Below are 17,980 nucleotides of genomic sequence, written 5' to 3' on the forward strand. Positions count from 1 at the left end.
GTGAGCACGAACCCGTCTACCGAACAAACGACACCGCCTGCCGCACAAGAGGAACCGGCCGTCGCGCAGCGAAAAGACAAGCGCGGCTGGGGCGGTTGGATCGCCGGCGCGGCACTGGCCGCGTTCGCGCTCTTCTTCATCGCCAATTGCCGTGTGGCCCTTGACCCTCGCGTCGCGAACCCGAACGTGGTTGGGCGGCCCCGTCCGGTGAAATTCACGTTCGGGCTGGACTACATCGAGTTCCTGGATTGGGCCACGGTTGGGGCACTGATCCTGCTGTTGATCGTGTTCATCAGGGGCTGGCGCCGCAATCCGGGTAGCCCGGTGATGTTGATGTTCCTGTGTACCACGCTGATCGTGTGGCAGGACCCGATCATGAACTGGTCACCGTTCGCCGTCTACAACCCCGATCTCGTCCACTGGCCGGAATCCTGGCCGCTGGTGTCGTTGTCGCCGACGGTCGAACCATTCGTGGTCTTCGGCTACGTGATGTTCTATTTCGGGCCCTATTTCCCGGCGGTCTGGATCCTGCGCCGACTGCAGGCAAAGTACGGGCCCACGAGTTACGTGTCGCGGCATCCGTTGGTCAGCCTGGGCCTGATCACGCTGGTGATCGGATTCGTTTTCGATGCCTTCCTGGAAAACATCCTGGTCCACTGGGGCATGTACATCTACTCGCAGGTGATCCCGTGGGGATCGGTGTTCACCGGCACCACCTTCCAGTTCCCGCTGATCTGGGAGTCGTTCTCGGTGTGCTTCGTGATGGTGCCGGCCGCGATCCTGTGCTACCGCGACGACACCGGCAGGTCGGTGGCGGAAAGGCTTGCGGCGAAAGCGAAGTTGTTTCCGACGCGTCCGGTGCTGGGGACGTTTTTGGTGATGTTCGTGATCATCAATGTGTCCTACTTCGCCTACGGTGGCTGGTTCTGGCTCATCAAGGTCAGTCACGCCGCCACTTCGGTGGCCTGCCCATGGCCATATCCGGAGGCGAAAGTGTATGACCCGCAGGGGTTTTACGAGAAGGAGGGCGCACAAGGGCCCTACTCCGTCGGCATCTGGTCCACGTGGGCGAGTGGGGAGCCCAACGGCCGACCGCACGTCCAACCGCCGCCGCCCGGTCAAGGAGCCTGTGCGGCCCAGGGCAAGAATGGCTGAGCCGCGCACGGTCGTCATCACCGGAGCGTCGCGCGGACTGGGCTTCGCCTCGGCGGTGCGGATGTACCGGGAGGGGTGGCGCGTGGTCGCGGCCATGCGGACGCCCGATCAAGGAATGCCGCTGCTGCGCGAGGCTATTCAGGAACAGGGGCTCGGGGCGCCTGACGACCGGTTGATCGGCGTCCAGCTCGACCTGACGGACAGCGCGTCAATCGCTTTGGCGGCCAAAACAATCGAAGAGACGGTGGGCGCGCCATACGCACTGGTGCACAACGCGGGAATCTCGGCCGCCGGCATGGTCGAGGAGACCGACATGGCGCTGTGGCAGCGCATGTTCGCCACCAGCGTCCTGGGTCCCGTCACGCTCACCCAGGCGCTGCTGCCGTCGATGCGGGCGGCGGGTCGGGGCCGAATCGTGCTGGTGTCCAGCGCGGCCGGGGTGCGGGGCCAGCCCGCCACCGCGCCGTATTCGGCGGCCAAGGGGGCCCTGGAGCGCTGGGGGGAGTCGATGGCGTGCGAGATCGCGCCGTTCGGTCTCGGTGTCACCGTCCTGGTGGCCGGCACGTATGACACCGAGATCATCACCGACGCCGGCACCACCGATGACCGAAACTTCAACGGCCCGTACGCCCGCCTGCACAACACCATGAACGGCCGCGGGCGGTTCGCGATGAAAATGGCACGGCCGCCGGAGCGGTTCACCGACGGCCTGCTCAAGGCGATCGAGGATCGGGGAGCATTCCGCCGCCGAGGCAACGGTCCGGACGCCTCGATGTTGCTGGTGGCCAACAGGATCCTGCCCGCGTCGGGCATGCACCACCTGTCGCGGATCGTGCTGGGCATACCCCGGCAAGGCGCGATGCGGGGCGGGGCGTGGCCGTTGACGACAAGTCAAAAGGCGATGGCCTTCGTCGCCCGTGTTCTTCCGCAGCCGGTACTGCAGCGGCTGGCCGCGGTGGCGGGGCGGTTCTCGTCGCAACAGGGTGCGGCGCAAGGGGATTGAAGGGGCAACCATGGAACAACTTTTCGACGACCTGGCGGATTTCGGCGCCTTCGACGACGCGATATCCGGTGACGTGCGGGACCCGTACACCGAATTGGCGAGGCTGCGCCGCGAGGAACCGGTGCAGCGACTCGAGACGTCGGGCGCGCTTCCGCACGAGGAAGGGCTGCCGATGTTCATCGTGTACCGCCACGAAGACATCCAGCAGATGCTGCGCGACAACGAGACGTTCTCCTCGGCCGCGGTCATCGCCGCATTCGGGCCCGTGCTGGGTGAAGGCGTGATGCTCGGCATGGACGAGCCGATCCACGGCCGGTTGCGTTCGTTGGTGTCGAAGGCGTTCTCGCAGAAGTCATTGGCGCGCTGGCAGGACGAGTTGGTCGGCCGCGTGGCGAACGGCCTGATCGACAAGTTCGCGCCCAATGGCAAGGCCGATCTGGTCAAGGAATTCACCTTCGACTACCCGAGCCAGATCATCGCGGGGCTGCTGGGCTTGCCGGAAGAGGATTACCCACAGTTTCAGCGGTGGTCGATCTCGCTGCTGAGCTGGCTGATGAACCCCGAACGCGGGCTCGCGGCCTCGGCCGCCCTGTGCGACTACTTCGCGCCGATACTCGAGGCCCGCCGCGCCGAGCCGAAGGACGATCTGATCAGCGCCCTCGGCGCGGCCGAGATCGACGGGGAGAAGCTTGCGGACGAGGAGATCTTCTCGTTCCTTCGGCTGCTGCTGCCGGCGGGCGTCGAGACGACCTACCGCGCGCTCGGCAGCCTGCTTTTGGCGCTGTTGTCGGATCCGGCGCAGCTGGATGCGGTCCGCGCGGATCGATCGTTGCTGCCCCAGGCGATCGAGGAAGGCGTGCGCTGGGAGTCGCCGCTGTTGACCATCACCCGGGTGGCGACCCGCGACACCGAACTCGGAGGCGTGGCGATCCCGGCCGGGGCGACGGTGATGCCGATGCTCGGTTCGGCGAACCGCCAGGAGGATCGTTATCCCGATCCGAATACCTTCGACATCCACCGGGAGGCCCGGGCGCATCTGGGCTGGGGGCATGGCGTGCACGTGTGCCTCGGCATGCACCTGGCGCGGCTCGAAATGCGCACCGCCATCAACCTTCTGCTCGACCGGCTGCCCAATCTGCGCCTGGACCCCGATGCGGACGACCCCCACATCCGCGGCCAGGTCTTCCGGTCACCGACGTCGGTTCCGGTGCTGTTCGATCCGCGATGACCGGCCCGCTGAAGGGTGCAACTTGCCAATCGGCTAGTTTCCGGTAAGGCTCTCCGTAGCCCCTCTACCGAGTCAGAAGAGAGTGACAGATATGACTGAGGCTGTAAAGGTCCGCTTCGAGCCGAAGATGATGATCGACGGCAAGCTCGTCGAAGGCCAGGCCGGCACCTTCACCAACATCAACCCCGCGACCGAGGAGTCCCTGGGCGAGGTCTCGGACGCCTCGAAGGAGGACATGCACCGGGCCATCGACGCGGCCCGGCGCGCCTTCGACGAGACCGACTGGTCGACCAACAAGGAGCTGCGCAAGCGCTGCCTGCTGCAGCTGCACGAGGCCATCGAGTCCGAGATCGACGAGCTGCGCGAGGAGCTCATCCTCGAGGTCGGCGCGCCCCGCGCGATCACGTACGGGCCCCAGCTGGATGCGCCGCTGGCGGACGGCCTGAAATACCCCGCTCGGCTGATCGACTCGTACGCATGGGAGACCGACCTCGGGGACCGGGTTATCAGCCTCACCGGCGCGAACACCACCATCAAGGTGTGGCGGGAGCCGGTCGGTGTGGTCGGCGCGATCGTGCCGTGGAACTTCCCGTTCGAGGTCACGCTCAACAAGCTCGGCCAGGCGTTGGGCAGCGGCAACACCGTGGTGCTCAAGCCCGCGCCGAACACGCCGTTCAACGCGAACCGGCTGGGCCGGCTGATCGCCGAGAAGACCGACATCCCCGCCGGCGTCGTCAACGTCGTCACCGCCTCGGATCACTTCGTCGGCGAGGAGCTCACGCTGTCGCCCAAGGTCGACCTGATTTCGTTCACCGGCTCCACGGTTGTCGGCAAGCGGATCATGGAAAAGGGTGCGGCCACTATGAAGCGGCTGTTCCTGGAGCTCGGCGGCAAGTCGGCCACCATCGTGCTGGAGGACGCCGACTTCGCGACTGCGTGCATGGTGGGCATCGCGCCGTGCATGCACGCCGGTCAGGGTTGTGCCAACCCGACCCGGCTGCTGCTGCCGCGGTCCCGCTACGACGAAGGCGTGGAGATCCTCAAGAACATCTACGAGAACGTCACGTGCGGCGACCCGCAGGACCCCGCGACGCTGTGCGGGCCGGTGATCTCGCAGCGGCAGTACGAGCGGGTGACGGGCTACATCCAAAAGGGTGTCGACGAGGGCGCCACGGCGCTGGTCGGTGGCCCCGGCGCGGAAACCGGCTTCGACAAGGGTTACTACGTCCGCCCAACGCTTTTCACCGACGTCGACAACAAGATGACCATCGCGCAAGAGGAGATCTTCGGCCCGGTGCTCTCGGTCATCCCGTTCGAGGACGAGGAAGACGCGATCAGGATCGCCAACGAGAGTGTGTACGGGTTGGCCGGCAACGTGTTCGCGGGTTCGCTAGAGCGCGCGCTGTCGGTGACCCGCCGGATCAAGGCCGGCTTCATGGGCGTCAACGGCGGCGCCGGCTACGCTGCCGACTCGCCGTTCGGTGGCTACAAGGAGAGCGGCATCGGTCGCCAGAACGGTGTGGCCGGGTTCGACCAGTACACCGAGATCAAGTCGGTCGCATACCCCGCCGGCTAGGAATCACTTTCGACGAGATTGGCGTCGTGGCCGCGGTTTCAGACCCATCGCGACCGTGGCGGCAATTTCGGTTGAGTCGGGCGGCGGCGCCGAATCCCGTTCGCAATCGCGGCGAGAACCGAACACCCCACGGCACCCCGGGCTTCGCCCGCCCAACCCCTTGGTCGACAATCAACGGCAAGACTCCACTCTTTTCGAAGTCCACATGTCAAAGGAGACAAGACCATGGCTGAGGCCGTCATCGTCGAGGCAGTGCGTTCACCGATCGGCAAGCGCAACGGCGGATTGTCCGGAGTACACGCGGCGGATCTGTCCGCGCAGGTGCTCAACGGCCTGGTCGACAAGGCCGGCGTCGATCCGGGCCTGGTCGACGACGTCATCTGGGGTTGCGTCATGCAGGCCGGTGAGCAGGCCCTCGACATCGGCCGCACCGCCCTGCTGACGGCAGGCTGGCCCGAGACCGTCCCGGGCGTGACCGTGGACCGCCAGTGCGGCTCCAGCCAGCAGTCCATCCACTTCGCCGCCGCCGGGGTCATCGCCGGGCACTACGACGTCGTCGTCGCCGGTGGTGTCGAGTCGATGTCGCGGACCCCGATGGGCGCATCGCTGGCCAACGGCGGGCGCCCGTATCCCCAGGCATTCCTGGACCGCTACCAAGGCCAGATCCCCAACCAGGGCATCGGCGCGGAGATGATCGCCGAGCAGTGGGGGTTCGATCGCACCGCGCTCGACCAGTTCTCTCTCGATTCTCACGAAAAGGCCGCTGCCGCACAGGATGCCGGCGCCTTCGATGACCAGATCGTAGGCATCAGCGTGGCCGACGGCAACGTGGTCCTCAAGGACGAAGGCATCCGACGCGGCACGCCGATGGAGAAGATGGCCTCGCTGAAGCCGGCGTTCAAGGAAGACGGCGTGATTCACGCCGGCAACTCGTCGCAGATCTCCGACGGCTCGGCGGCGATCCTGTTCATGTCCGCCGAAAAGGCAAAGGAGCTGGGGCTCAAGCCGATCGCCAAGGTGCACACCGCAGCGCTGGCCGGCGCGGACCCGGTGATCATGCTGACCGCGCCCATCCCCGCGACGCAGAAGGCGCTCAAGCGCTCCGGGCTGTCGATCGACGACATCGGCGCCTATGAGGTCAACGAGGCGTTCGCGCCGGTTCCGCTGGCGTGGCTCAAGGACATCGGCGCCGACGAGAAGAAGCTCAACCCCAACGGCGGCGCGATCGCACTGGGCCACCCGCTCGGCGGGTCCGGAGCCCGGATCATGACCACCCTGCTGTACCACATGCGGGACAAGGGAATTCAGTACGGCTTGCAGACCATGTGTGAAGGCGGCGGCCAGGCCAACGCCACCATCGTGGAACTGTTGTGACCGAGGCCGATGCCCTTGAGAAGGGGGCCCTGGCCGAGCGCCGGGGCAACGTGATGGTGATAACCATCAACCGCCCCGAAGCCCGCAACGCCGTGAACGCCGCCGTCAGCATCGGCCTCGGGGACGCGCTCGAAGAGGCGCAGCGCGACCCCGAGGTGCGGGCGGTGGTGGTCACCGGCGCGGGGGACAAATCGTTTTGCGCCGGCGCCGACCTCAAGGCGATCGCACGCCGGGAGAACATCTATCACCCCGAGCATCCCGAGTGGGGCTTCGCCGGATACGTCCACCACTTCATCGACAAGCCCACCATCGCCGCGGTCAACGGCACCGCCTTCGGCGGTGGCACCGAGCTGGCACTGGCCAGCGACCTGGTGGTGGCCGACGAGCGAGCGCAGTTCGGCCTCCCTGAGGTCAAGCGGGGATTGATCGCCGCCGCCGGCGGCGTCTTCCGCATCGCCGAGCAGCTGCCGCGCAAGGTGGCGATGCGGCTGCTGCTGACCGGCGAACCGCTCAGCGCGGCCGCCGCCTGCGAATGGGGCCTGATCAACGAGGTCGTCGCGCAGGGCTCGGTGCTGGAGGCCGCGCTGGCGCTGGCCGCGCGGATCACCGTCAACGCCCCGCTGTCGGTGCAGGCCAGCAAGCGGGTCGCCTACGGCGTCGATGACGGCGTCGTGGTGGGCGACGAACCGGGGTGGCAACGCACCATGCGCGAGATGAAGGCCCTGCTCAAATCCGAGGACGCCAAAGAGGGACCGAGGGCGTTCGCCGAAAAGCGGGAGCCGGTCTGGCAGGCGCGCTAGCTAGCCCGCCAGGATGTTGACGCCGCGGCCGAACACCGCGGGTAGCAGCGTGCAGGTCGGCACGACCGCGCGCCGCACCGCCCGCGACGAGCTCGCCAACACCAGCGTGCGGGTGAGCAGCCGGTAATCGCGGGTGATCCGGTGCCAGGCCCGCTCGTAGGACGCCGGCGCGTCGGTGACGATGGCGTCGACGGCCGCAGCGGCCTGCTTGAGCGCCAGGCTGATGCCCTCGCCGGTGAGCGCGTCCTCGTAGCCGGCCGCGTCCCCGACCAGCAGTACTCGCCCCGCGACCCGGCGGGAGACCACCTGACGCAACGGGCCGCAGCCGCGGGCCTGCCCCGAGGCGGCGCCGCGCAGCCGGTGGGCCAGCCGCGGGAACCAGGCCAGGTCGGGCCGCCCACGCGACAGGATCGCCACACCGACCAGATCGGGTTCAACCGGCGTCACGTACGCCTCACCCCAGCGCGACCAGTACACCTCGACGAAATCCGACCATGCAGGCACCCGGTAGTGCCTCCGCACCCCGTAGCGTCGCGGCGCCCCCGCCGTTGCCGTGATCCCGGCGGCGCGCCGGACCTGTGAATGCAGGCCGTCGGCCGCCACCAACCATTTCGCGCGCACACCCGCGGCGGAGACGCCGTGGGCGTCCTGCGCCACGCTCGTCACTCGCGTGCGGATCCAATCGGTGTCCTGCTCTTTCGCGCGCGCGGCCAGCGCCGCATGCAATGTGGTGCGGCGCACGCCGCGGCCCGGCCCGCCCCGAAAGCGCGCCTGGGCCCGCACCCGTTCACTGACGTAAGCGATCCCGTGAAAAGGCATGCCGACGGGATCCACACCCAGCGAGGTCAATTCGGCCAGCCCGCCGGGCATCAACCCTTCGCCACACGCCTTATCGATGGGGCTGTCCCGCGGCTCGGCCACGATCACCGAAAGTCCAAGCCGTCGCGCATGTAGCGCCGTCGCCAGGCCCGCCGGGCCGCCGCCGGCGATCAGCAGGTCCGCATCGTAATCGGTCACGTGTAACCCAACGCGGAGTTCTCCACCTGCAGTCGCACCCTGAGCAGTGCGGCGTTGGCCAGCGTGAAGACGGCGGCGGTCAGCCAAGCCGTATGCACCAGCGGCAACGCCAACCCCTCGGCCACCACCGCAACGTAGTTCGGATGGTGCAGCCACCGGTAGGGCCCCTGACGCACCAAGGGGGCCCGCGGCAAAACGATCACCCGGGTGTTCCACCGCCGCCCCAGCGTCGTGATGCACCACCAGCGCAATGCCTGGCTGGCCACCACCACCGCCAGCATCGGCCAGCCCAGCCACCCGATGAAGGGCCGGTGCAGCGCCCACGGTTCGACGAGGCAGCCGACCAGTAACCCGCCGTGAATGATCACCATGACCGGATAGTGCGATCGGCCAAACTCCTTGGCGCCCTGGGTGAACGACCAGCGCGCGTTGCGGGTGGAAACCACCAGCTCCGCGATGCGTTCGAGTCCGACCGCCAGGACCAGCAGGTAATACATGGCTACAGTCTTTACCAGCTCCGCCGGCCCGGCAGCACCAGCACCGTCGTCCGCGGATCGGCGACGTCGGTCGGCGCGCGGATGGCTTCAGTTTGGGTATAGGGGTTGGGTGAAGACTTCACCGCAACCCCGGCAATGGACCAATCTCTCAGCGCAGCGCCCGTCGAGGCGGCGAAACCACCGCATGCCTCCATGTCGAGGTGACGGCGCCGCCGCGCCGCCGGTTCACCTGCCCGCCGCGCTGCCGGGCCGCTAGGGTCTGCGATATGCGGGCTCTGGTCACCGGTGCCACCGGTTACGTGGGATCACGCCTGGTCACCGCGCTGCTGGACGATCAGCATCAGGTAATCGCGGCGACGCGAAACCCGGCGCGCCTCAAGCGGTTCGGCTGGTTCGACGACGTCACGCCGGTGAGATTGGACGCCGCCGACCCCGAGACGCTGGCCTCCGCCTTCGCCGGCTGCGGTCCCGTTGATACGGCGTATTACCTGGTGCACGCGATCGGGCAGCCCGGATTTCGCGACGCCGACAAGGCCGCGGCGGCGAACTTCGCGGCGGCGGCTCGCGACGCCGGGGTGCGACGCATCGTCTACCTGGGCGGCTTCGTGCCCGCGGACGAGGATCTGTCCGAGCACCTGACCAGTCGGGCCGAGGTGGCCGAGGCGCTCACCATCCCGGACGGCCCGGAGCTGGTATGGCTGGGCGCTGCGATCATCATCGGCGCCGGCTCGACGTCATTCGAGATGATGCGCTACGTCGGCGATCGTTTTCCGCTGATCCCGATCCCGAGTTGGATGGACAACCCGATCGACCCGATATCCATCCGCGACGTCCTGCACTATCTCGTGGCCGCGGCCGATCGCGACCTGGTGCCCGCCGGGGCTTACGACATCGCCGGCCCGGACACCACGTCCTACCGGGACCTGCTCAAGGCGTACTCACGCGTCTCCGGCCGCTGGCACACCGGACTGCCGGTCGGCAGGATCGACACCACGCTGGCCTCGCTGATCACGGGCGTCGCCCTGCCGGTGCCCCCGGGACTGGCGGGTGATCTGGTCGAATCGCTGGACCACCCGATGGTGGCTTCGGCCAGCGGGCTGCGCGATCGCGTTCCCGACCCGCCCGGCGGCCTGCTCGGCATCGACGAGTCCATCGCGCTGGCCCTGGCCGGCCAGTCCACGCATCGGCCGCGTCCCGTCAACGCGCTGGCCGATCCACACCACCTCGCCAACACCGATCCCGCCTGGGCCGGCGGCGACGCGCTGCGCATCCGCCGGCTCGCCCGGCGGGTGACCCCGTCGATCGTGCGGCCGACCCTGGGGCTGGTCGACAGGGTTCCCGGCCCGATGGCCGGAGCCGTGCGCACCGGCCTCGACATCCTGATCGCCCTGACCCCGAAGGTGCACCCTGCATGACCCAGTCCGCGAGTCAATATCACGCCGGCGTCTTCACCGAATTACGCCGTGCGGTCACCAATGTCGCTGTGCCCCATAACGAATCGCCCGGAGTGGTGCGGCGCCGGCGGGTCATCGTGGCCATCACGGTGGTCCTCGGGGCCGGCGTGCTCGGGTTCTCGTTGCGGCGGCATCCAGGGGATGCAAGCTTTTACTGGCTGACGCTGGTGCTGGCGGCGGTGTGGACCGCCGGAGCGCTGGTCTCCGGCCCGCTGCACCTCGGCGGCATCTGTTGGCGGGGACGCAACCAGCGGCCGGTCCTCACCGGCACGGGCGTCGGCCTGCTGGTGGGCGGGGCTTTCGTGGTGGGCGGGCTGATCGTCCGGCAGATCACCCCCGTGGCGGAGTTGATAACCCGGGTGCTGCTCTACGCCCACCACGGGTGGTATCCGGTGATCGTGGCGATCACACTGATCAACGGCGTCGCCGAAGAAGTGTTCTTTCGCGGCGCGCTCTACACCGCCCTGGGCCGCCACCATCCGATCATCATCTCGACCGTCCTCTACACGTGCGCGACGCTGGCCAGCGGCAACCCGATGCTCGGCTTCGCCGCGATCATTCTGGGGACGGTGTGCGCGTTCGAGCGCCGGGCGACCGGCGGTGTCCTGGCGCCGATGCTCACCCATCTGGTGTGGGGGCTGATCATGGTTCTCGTGCTGCCCCCGATGTTCGGCGTCTGACTTCTCCGTCCGCTGACGCGATGACCTCGCGGGCCAGCGCGCGCCGTGCGGCGACGCGGGCGGGCCGGACGAAGAACCAGTACAGCCGCCCCGGGATACCCCTCGGCAGGAAGATCGAGCGCTGCGTATAACGGGCGCCCCGACCGTCTTGGCCGGTGACCGCAATCTCGAGCCACTCGCGTCCCGGCGCTCGCTTGGTGGAGCGCAGCCGCAACAGGGTTCCCGCCGTGCGCTCGTCGACCTTCCAGTCGGCCGCCCGCGAGTTCATGACGCCCTCCGCCGCCGTGAAGACGTCGCCGGGCTCGGCGGCGGTCGCGGCGGTCCGAACATCGGTGTAAACGATCTCGCCCGCCCAGTCCGGGTCCGTGGGCAGGGCCTCGGCCGGTTCGGACCGCAACGATTCCCAGGTGGGTTCGGGGACGCCACGCGCGGCGCGGGCGAGCGCGAGTTCGACCGCCCGCCGGTAGCCGGTCAGCCCGCCCGGCGGCGGCGCGATGATGCCGTCGATGTCGGAATCGCGCATCACCGCATCGCATTCCAGCGACTCGATCAGCGGCCGTGCCAGACCGGCCGGGATCGGGGTCACCGTCCCCACCCATAGGCTGGCGATCGTGGGGGTCAGAAACGGCAGCACGATCAGGTAGCGCTTGCCCAGCCCCGCCACGCCGGCATACACCCGCATCATGTCGCCGTATTCCAGCACGTCGGGCCCGCCGATGTCCCAGGTGCGCGACTCCGGTACCGGGGCCTTCGAAAGAGAAGCCGCCGCGGCCAGGTAGTACAGCACGTCGCGCGCCGCGATCGGCTGAATTTTGTTGTGCACCCATTTCGGCGTGGTCATCACCGGCAACCGGTCGGTGAGGTGCCGGATCATCTCGAACGACGCCGACCCCGAGCCGACGACCACCCCGGCCTGCAACACCACCGTCTCGACCCCGGAATCGATCAGCGCGTCGCCGACGTCCCTGCGTGACGCGAGATGTGGTGAGAGATCGCGGTTTTCGGGATGCAGCCCACTCAGATACACCACTCGTCGCACCCCGGCGCGCCGCGCGGCCGTCGCGACGTTACGGGCGGCGCGGGTTTCCTCGGCGGCGAAATCCTTTGAGGTACCCATCGAGTGGACGAGGTAATAGACCACGTCGATGCCGTCGAACGCGGCGGTCAGTGAATCGAGGTCGCCCAGGTCGCCGCGGACCACCTCGGCCTGTTGCCGCCACGGCACCTGCGCCAGCTTGTCCGGGTTGCGCGCCAGCGCCCGAACGTCATGGCCGTCGTCCAGCAGTCGGGGGACCAGGCGTCCGCCGATGTAGCCGGTCGCTCCGGTAACCAGGCATCGCACCTGTTCGGGCATCGATCCTCCGTCGTTCGTCAGTGGGTCTGACGACGAGGATTACCTCATCGAAGGCTGCTTAAGCGTTGCGGCCGATCACCGCATCAACTTCACCGGTCGGTGAAGTTGGCGGTGCGCCGCTGCTGGAAGGCCGTTGCGCCCTCGACGAAGTCGGGGGATTTCAGCAGCACCGACTGTCCGTCGAATTCACGCTGCAGGGCGGGGTCCAGCTCGGTCAGCGTGGCCGCGTTGATCGCCAGCTTCGTCTTGGCGAAGGCCACCGCCGGGCCGCTCAACAACCGGGCGATCACCTTGTCCACCTCGGCATCGAAGTCGCCGGCCGGATAGACCGCGGTGACCAGGCCCCACGACAAGGCCTCGGCGGCGGTCAGCCGCTCCGGAAGCAGCGCCATCTGCATGGCCCTGATCCGGCCGATCGCGGCCGCCACCAACGCCGACGCCCCACCGTCGGGCATCAACCCGATCTTGGTGAAGGCGAGCATGAAAAACGCGCTCTCCGAAGCCAATACGACGTCGCACGCGAGGGCGATGGAGACGCCGACGCCGGCCGCGGGTCCCTGGACCACAGCGACCACCGGGTGCGGCACCGCGGCGATCCCGCGCACCAGCCGGTTGATCTCGAGGATGATTTCGTCCGGTGGCACGCCGCCGCCGTCGGAGACGTCGTCGGCGCTGATGCCCGCACCGGAGCTGAAGCCGCGTCCGGCGCCGCCCAGTCGCACGACCTTGACCTCAGGGTCGGTGGCCGCGTACTCCATCGCGTCCGCGAGTCCGGTGATCACCGGAACGGTCAGCGAATTCAGGCTGTCGGGCCGGTTGATGGTCACCGACAGAACGCCGTCGGACAGCGTGACGTCAAGGCCCGCGACGGGTGTCAGGGTGGCGATCGCCGAAGTAGTCATCGGCTCACCATAAGTGACCGGGGTGCGCGGTCCTGCGGCGCGGCTGCGAAGATGTCGAACGACTGGTTGTTTGGTGACAACGGTCAAGGGCGTCAAAGCGGACGAAAGGTCGGTGGATCGTGGCTGGACCGTTGAACGGACTGCGTGTTGTCGAGTTGGCCGGCATCGGCCCCGGCCCGCACGCCGCCATGATCCTGGGGGACCTGGGCGCCGACGTCGTGCGCATCGACCGCCCCTCCTCGGGGCCGGGTGGAGTCGCCAAGGACGCCATGATGCGCAACCGGCGGGTGGTGACCGCCGACCTGAAGTCCGACGAAGGACGCGGCCTCGTCCTCAAACTGATCGCCAAAGCCGACGTGCTGATCGAGGGCTACCGCCCGGGCGTCACCGAGCGGCTCGGCCTGGGCCCCGAGGACTGCGCCAAGGTCAACGACAGGCTGGTCTACGCCCGCATGACCGGCTGGGGCCAGACCGGCCCGCGCAGCCAGCAGGCGGGCCACGACATCAACTACATCTCTCTGAACGGCATCCTGCACTCCATCGGCCGGGCGAACGAGCGGCCGGTCCCGCCGCTGAACCTGGTCGGTGATTTCGGTGGCGGCTCCATGTTCCTGCTACTCGGCATCCTGTCCGCCCTATGGGAGCGGCAGACCTCCGGTAAGGGCCAGGTGGTCGACGCCGCGATGGTGGACGGCTCGAGCGTGCTGATCCAGATGATGTGGCAGATGCGTGCGTCCGGGATGTGGACCGACGCGCGCGGCACCAACCTGCTCGACGGCGGCGCGCCCTACTACGACACCTACGAATGCGCCGACGGGCGCTACGTCGCGGTCGGCGCCATCGAACCGCAGTTCTACGCCGCCATGCTGGCCGGGCTCGGCCTGGACGGCGCCGACCTGCCCGGCCAGAACGACGTCGGCCGCTGGCCCGAGCTGCGGGCCCTGCTGACGGAGAAGTTCGCAAGCCAGGACCGCGACCACTGGGCCAAGGTGTTCGCCGACTCCGACGCGTGCGTGACGCCCGTGCTGGCCTTCGGCGAGGTTCAGACCGAGCCGCACATCACCGAGCGCGACACGTTCTACGAGGTCAACGGCGGCTTGCAGCCGCTACCGGCGCCGCGGTTCTCCCGTACCGCGCCGGAGACGCCGCGGCCCGCGGCGCCGGTGACCGACCCCGAAGCTGTTCTCAGGGAATGGGTATAGTCCCAACCAACCAGTTGGCTGGACTCAAGCGATCAGGGAAGGACTCGGATGGAGATCAAAGACGCCGTTGCCGTCGTCACCGGGGGAGCGTCAGGCCTGGGCCTGGCCACCACGAAACGACTGCTCGACCGCGGCGCCCAGGTGGTCGTGATCGACCTGCGTGGCGAAGAAGCGGTCCGTGAGCTGGGCGATCGCGCTCGCTTCGTCGAGGCCGACGTCACCGACGAGGCCGCCGTCGGCAAGGCCCTGGACGCCGCGGAGTCGATGGGCACGCTGCGGATCAACGTCAACTGCGCCGGCATCGGCAACGCCATCAAGACCCTGTCCAAGGACGGCCCGTTCCCGCTGGACGGCTTCAAGAAGGTGATCGGGGTCAACCTGATCGGCACCTTCAACGTGCTGCGGCTGGCCGCCGAGCGCATCGCCAAGACGGAAGCCATCGGTCCCGAAACAAGCCCAGAGCGGGGCGTCATCATCAACACCGCCTCGGTCGCCGCGTTCGAGGGCCAGATCGGCCAGGCGGCCTATTCGGCGTCCAAGGGCGGCGTCGTCGGCATGACCCTGCCGATCGCGCGCGACCTGTCGCGCGAGCTCATCCGCGTGGTGACCATCGCGCCGGGCCTTTTCAAGACCCCGCTGCTGGGATCGCTGCCCGAGGAGGCGCAGGCGTCGCTGGGCAAGCAGGTGCCGCACCCGGCCCGACTGGGTGATCCCGACGAATACGGCGCCTTGGCCGTCCACATCGTGGAGAACCCGATGCTCAACGGCGAGGTCATCCGCCTGGATGGCGCCATTCGCATGGCGCCTCGATGAGCCGCACGGCCCCCCGGACAAAACGAAAGCCCCCCGCACCGGCGGGGGGCTTTCGTGCTAACCAGACTCAATGCTTACTTGCGGAACCATCGACTGACGTTCGGTTCGGCCATCAACAGCCGGGCAAGCATGCTCATGGTTGCCTCAGCTCGCGGCTTGCAGTTCGTCGAACTGCTCCGAGGTCTCGCCTTCCACCAGGACGTCGCCGTGGTAGAGGGCATCGAAGTCAACTTTGATGACGTCGGCACTTGTGTCGTCGATCCACATGACACTGAGCGTATGGGCCACCATTAAGGAATCTTTGAGTCACGATTCGGAAAACCTTGGCAATTTACCGGCCAGTAGGTTGCCGGTCGCCCACCACGCGATTTGGGCCGTGAGCTGCTTACTTGTCGCACATTTTCTGGCCGGACTCTTATTGTCCGAGCGGTTTGAAAATGCACATTGAACGGTTCGGGCGGGCCCTGCGTGTTAAAGGCAGTGCACTGTTCGACGTGTGCAGATTAGCGTTTGTTACGTTGTCGCGGACCAGCGAGCGGCCAGCGCAACGGGGCACCGGCGGCGGAAGGGCCCGAAATGCTGCAGAAAACCGCCCGGCTTGCGATCAGGGCGCCGCGGCGCATCATCGCCCTCGGTGTCCTGGTTTTCATCGCCGCCGCCGTCTTCGGCGTCCCCGTCGCCAAGAGCCTGTCGCCCGGTGGCTTTCAAGACCCGAACTCCGAGTCGGGCCGCGCCATCAGCGTGTTGAGCGACAAGTTCGGCCAGAGCGGCCAGCAGGTGCTGATCCTGGTGACCGCGCCGGGTGGCACCAACAGCGAAGCGGCCCGCAAGGTGGGCACCGACCTCGTTGACGGGCTGCGAAAGTCCCCACTCGTCTACAACGTCTCCTCGCCGTGGACCGCGCCCCCACCAGCTGCGGCGGACCTCGTCAGCCGCGACGGCAAGTCCGGACTCATCGTGGTCAACCTCAAAGGCGGCGAGGACTACGCCCAGCGCAACGCCCAGACGTTGGCGGATCAGTTCATCCACGACCGTGACGGCGTCACCGTGCGGGCGGGCGGTGCGGCGATGCAGTACGCGCAGATCAACACGCAGAACCAGGCCGACCTGCTGGTGATGGAGATGATCGCCCTGCCGCTGAGCTTTTTGGTGTTGATCTGGGTGTTCGGCGGGCTGCTGGCGGCGGCGCTGCCGATGGCGCTGGGCGCGCTGGCCGTCGTCGGCTCGATGTCGGTGTTGCGACTGATCACTTACACCACCGAGGTCTCGATCTTCGCCCTGAACCTGAGCACCGCGCTGGGCCTGGCCCTGGCGATCGACTACACCCTGTTGATCGTCAGCCGCTATCGCGACGAGTTGGCCGAGGGCCACACCCGCGACGAAGCGCTCATCCGGACCATGGCCACCTCCGGCCGCACCGTGCTGTTCTCCGCGGTCACCGTGGCGTTGTCGATGTCGGCGACGGTGGCGTTCCCGATGTACTTCCTCAAGTCGTTCGCCTACGCCGGCGTGGCCACCGTTGCCTTCGTCGCAACCGCCTCGATCGTGATCACCCCGGCCGCGCTCGTCCTGCTGGGGCCCCGGCTGGACGCCCTGGACGTGCGCCGCCTGGCGCGGCGGATATCGCGGCGCCCCGCGCCGGCGCATCGCCCGGTCGAGCAATCGTTCTGGTATCGGTCCACCAGATTCGTGATGCGCCGCTGGGCGCCGGTCGGCCTCTCGGTAGTCGCCCTGTTGTTGCTGCTCGGGTATCCGTTTCTGCGGGTGACGTGGGGCTTCCCGGACGATCGGGTGCTGCCGCGGTCGGCGTCGTCGCATCAGGTCGGCGACCTGCTGCGCAACGATTTCGCACACGACTCGGCCACGTCGGTGTCCGTCGTCATCCCCGATGCCACCGGCCTGGGCCCGTCGGACTTCGACACCTACGCCGCCGATCTGTCGCGGGTGGCCGACGTCTCGGCGGTGTCAAGCCCCGGCGGCACCTTCGCGGCCGGCAATCGCGTGGGGCCGCCCGCCGGGCCCGCCGGGCTGGCCGGCGGCAGCGCGTTCCTGACCGTCAGCAGCGCGGCGCCGCTGTTTTCCCAGGCGAACGACACCCAGCTGAAGCGGTTGCACGCGGTGCCCGGGCCCGTCGGCCGAGCCGTCGAGATGGGCGGCCTGGCGCAGGTCAACCGCGACAGCGTCGATGCCGTAACCGACCGGCTTCCGCTGGTCCTTGGGTTGATGGCGGCGATCACCTTCGTGTTGCTGTTCCTGCTCACCGGCAGCCTACTGCTGCCGGCCAAGGCGCTGGCCTGCAACGTCCTGTCGCTGACGGCGGCGTTCGGTGCGCTGGTGTGGATCTTCCAGGACGGCCATCTGGGTGCGCTCGGAACGACGCCGAGCGGAACGCTGGTGGCGAACATGCCGGTGCTGCTGTTCTGCATCGCCTTCGGCTTGTCCATGGACTACGAAGTGTTCCTGCTCTCCCGGATCCGCGAGTACTGGCTGGCGTCCGGCGCCGCCCGACCGGCGAAGCCGACGGCGAGGCAGGCCCACGCCGCCAACGACGAGAGCGTGGCGCTCGGGGTCGCCCGCACCGGCCGGGTGATCACCGCGGCCGCCCTGGTGATGTCGATGTCGTTCGCCGCGCTGATCGCGGCCCACGTCTCGTTCATGAGGATGTTCGGCCTCGGCCTGACGCTCGCCGTGTTCGCCGACGCCACCTTGGTGCGGATGGTGGTCGTCCCGGCCTTCATGCATGTGATGGGCCGATGGAATTGGTGGGCGCCCAGACCCCTGGCGTGGCTGCACGACCGGTTCGGCATCAGCGAGAAAGCGGCAGACGCGACCGTCGAAAGCCTCGAACCGACGCGAGGACCGGCCGAACTCCCCGAGCCGGCGGCCAACATCGGTTGACGCCGCCGTGCGTGCAGACCTTTATTG

Annotated in this window: 16 protein-coding genes and 1 pseudogene; 11 read left to right on the top strand and 6 right to left on the bottom strand. The window is 68.0% G+C overall.

Annotation, left to right across the window (positions count from 1 at the left end; translation table 11 throughout):
• The 6 genes from AC5Y7E_RS20535 (at nucleotide 1) to AC5Y7E_RS20560 (ending at nucleotide 7,136) form a co-directional block, all read left to right on the top strand.
• A complete protein-coding gene (locus AC5Y7E_RS20535; RefSeq protein ID WP_499950561.1) occupies nucleotides 1-1,155 on the top strand; it encodes a spirocyclase AveC family protein in 1,155 nt (384 codons plus the stop codon).
• On the top strand, nucleotides 1,148-2,158 hold the full coding sequence (locus tag AC5Y7E_RS20540; protein WP_499950562.1) for an SDR family oxidoreductase: 1,011 nt from the start codon (nucleotides 1,148-1,150) through the stop codon (nucleotides 2,156-2,158). Before AC5Y7E_RS20535 ends, AC5Y7E_RS20540 begins: the two co-directional genes overlap by 8 nt.
• A gap of 10 nt (nucleotides 2,159-2,168) precedes the next feature.
• A complete protein-coding gene (locus AC5Y7E_RS20545) occupies nucleotides 2,169-3,386 on the top strand; it encodes a cytochrome P450 (RefSeq protein ID WP_499950563.1) in 1,218 nt (405 codons plus the stop codon).
• Between the two features lie 91 nt (nucleotides 3,387-3,477).
• Nucleotides 3,478-4,962: an aldehyde dehydrogenase family protein gene (locus AC5Y7E_RS20550; RefSeq protein WP_499950564.1), complete on the top strand. Its 1,485-nt coding sequence runs from the start codon at nucleotides 3,478-3,480 to the stop codon at nucleotides 4,960-4,962.
• A gap of 225 nt (nucleotides 4,963-5,187) precedes the next feature.
• On the top strand, nucleotides 5,188-6,336 hold the full coding sequence (locus tag AC5Y7E_RS20555; protein WP_499950565.1) for a thiolase family protein: 1,149 nt from the start codon (nucleotides 5,188-5,190) through the stop codon (nucleotides 6,334-6,336).
• Entirely contained in the window at nucleotides 6,333-7,136 is an 804-nt protein-coding gene (locus tag AC5Y7E_RS20560; RefSeq protein ID WP_499918287.1) for a crotonase/enoyl-CoA hydratase family protein, read from the top strand. The genes AC5Y7E_RS20555 and AC5Y7E_RS20560 overlap by 4 nt, the downstream gene beginning before the upstream one ends.
• Here AC5Y7E_RS20560 and AC5Y7E_RS20565 read toward each other — a convergent pair whose 3' ends face one another.
• The 3 genes and pseudogenes from AC5Y7E_RS20565 to AC5Y7E_RS20575 form a co-directional block, all read right to left on the bottom strand.
• Nucleotides 7,137-8,153: an NAD(P)/FAD-dependent oxidoreductase gene (locus AC5Y7E_RS20565; RefSeq protein WP_499950566.1), complete on the bottom strand. Its 1,017-nt coding sequence runs from the start codon at nucleotides 8,151-8,153 to the stop codon at nucleotides 7,137-7,139. It abuts the gene before it with no gap.
• Nucleotides 8,150-8,650: an isoprenylcysteine carboxyl methyltransferase family protein gene (locus AC5Y7E_RS20570; RefSeq protein ID WP_499918285.1), complete on the bottom strand. Its 501-nt coding sequence runs from the start codon at nucleotides 8,648-8,650 to the stop codon at nucleotides 8,150-8,152. The genes AC5Y7E_RS20565 and AC5Y7E_RS20570 overlap by 4 nt, the downstream gene beginning before the upstream one ends.
• Nucleotides 8,651-8,703: 53 nt before the next feature.
• Nucleotides 8,704-8,844: pseudogene (locus AC5Y7E_RS20575) on the bottom strand (type III polyketide synthase); the annotation flags it as partial.
• A gap of 72 nt (nucleotides 8,845-8,916) precedes the next feature.
• On the opposite strand from AC5Y7E_RS20575, the gene AC5Y7E_RS20580 reads away from it, so the two are divergent.
• Together AC5Y7E_RS20580 and AC5Y7E_RS20585 are read left to right on the top strand one after the other, a co-directional pair.
• Nucleotides 8,917-10,065, top strand: a complete 1,149-nt coding sequence (locus AC5Y7E_RS20580) for an NAD(P)H-binding protein (RefSeq protein WP_499918284.1) — start codon at nucleotides 8,917-8,919, stop codon at nucleotides 10,063-10,065.
• Nucleotides 10,062-10,784, top strand: coding sequence for a CPBP family intramembrane glutamic endopeptidase (locus AC5Y7E_RS20585; protein WP_499918283.1), 723 nt, complete (start codon nucleotides 10,062-10,064; stop codon nucleotides 10,782-10,784). Before AC5Y7E_RS20580 ends, AC5Y7E_RS20585 begins: the two co-directional genes overlap by 4 nt.
• Here AC5Y7E_RS20585 and AC5Y7E_RS20590 read toward each other — a convergent pair.
• Both AC5Y7E_RS20590 and AC5Y7E_RS20595 read right to left on the bottom strand, forming a co-directional pair.
• On the bottom strand, nucleotides 10,747-12,138 hold the full coding sequence (locus AC5Y7E_RS20590) for a DUF2867 domain-containing protein (RefSeq protein WP_499950567.1): 1,392 nt from the start codon (nucleotides 12,136-12,138) through the stop codon (nucleotides 10,747-10,749). The two genes, AC5Y7E_RS20585 and AC5Y7E_RS20590, sit on opposite strands and share 38 nt — an antisense overlap.
• 89 nt (nucleotides 12,139-12,227) lie before the next feature.
• Entirely contained in the window at nucleotides 12,228-13,040 is an 813-nt protein-coding gene (locus AC5Y7E_RS20595; protein WP_499950568.1) for an enoyl-CoA hydratase, read from the bottom strand.
• Between the two features lie 119 nt (nucleotides 13,041-13,159).
• Here AC5Y7E_RS20595 and AC5Y7E_RS20600 point away from each other — a divergent pair, with 119 nt between their 5' ends.
• Nucleotides 13,160-14,242: a CaiB/BaiF CoA transferase family protein gene (locus tag AC5Y7E_RS20600; RefSeq protein ID WP_499950569.1), complete on the top strand. Its 1,083-nt coding sequence runs from the start codon at nucleotides 13,160-13,162 to the stop codon at nucleotides 14,240-14,242.
• A 48-nt stretch (nucleotides 14,243-14,290) separates the two neighbouring features.
• The gene (locus AC5Y7E_RS20605; RefSeq protein ID WP_499918279.1) at nucleotides 14,291-15,055 is read left to right on the top strand and encodes a 3-hydroxyacyl-CoA dehydrogenase; all 765 of its coding nucleotides are present in this window, start codon (nucleotides 14,291-14,293) and stop codon (nucleotides 15,053-15,055) included.
• 144 nt (nucleotides 15,056-15,199) lie between these two features.
• Here AC5Y7E_RS20605 and AC5Y7E_RS20610 read toward each other — a convergent pair whose 3' ends face one another.
• The gene (locus AC5Y7E_RS20610; protein WP_156655929.1) at nucleotides 15,200-15,322 is read right to left on the bottom strand and encodes a hypothetical protein; all 123 of its coding nucleotides are present in this window, start codon (nucleotides 15,320-15,322) and stop codon (nucleotides 15,200-15,202) included.
• A gap of 309 nt (nucleotides 15,323-15,631) precedes the next feature.
• Between AC5Y7E_RS20610 and AC5Y7E_RS20615 the strand changes: the two genes are divergently transcribed.
• On the top strand, nucleotides 15,632-17,953 hold the full coding sequence (locus tag AC5Y7E_RS20615) for an MMPL family transporter (protein WP_499950570.1): 2,322 nt from the start codon (nucleotides 15,632-15,634) through the stop codon (nucleotides 17,951-17,953).
• Nucleotides 17,954-17,980: the final 27 nt, after the last annotated feature.

Source organism: Mycobacterium sp. NGS17 (assembly GCF_059813205.1).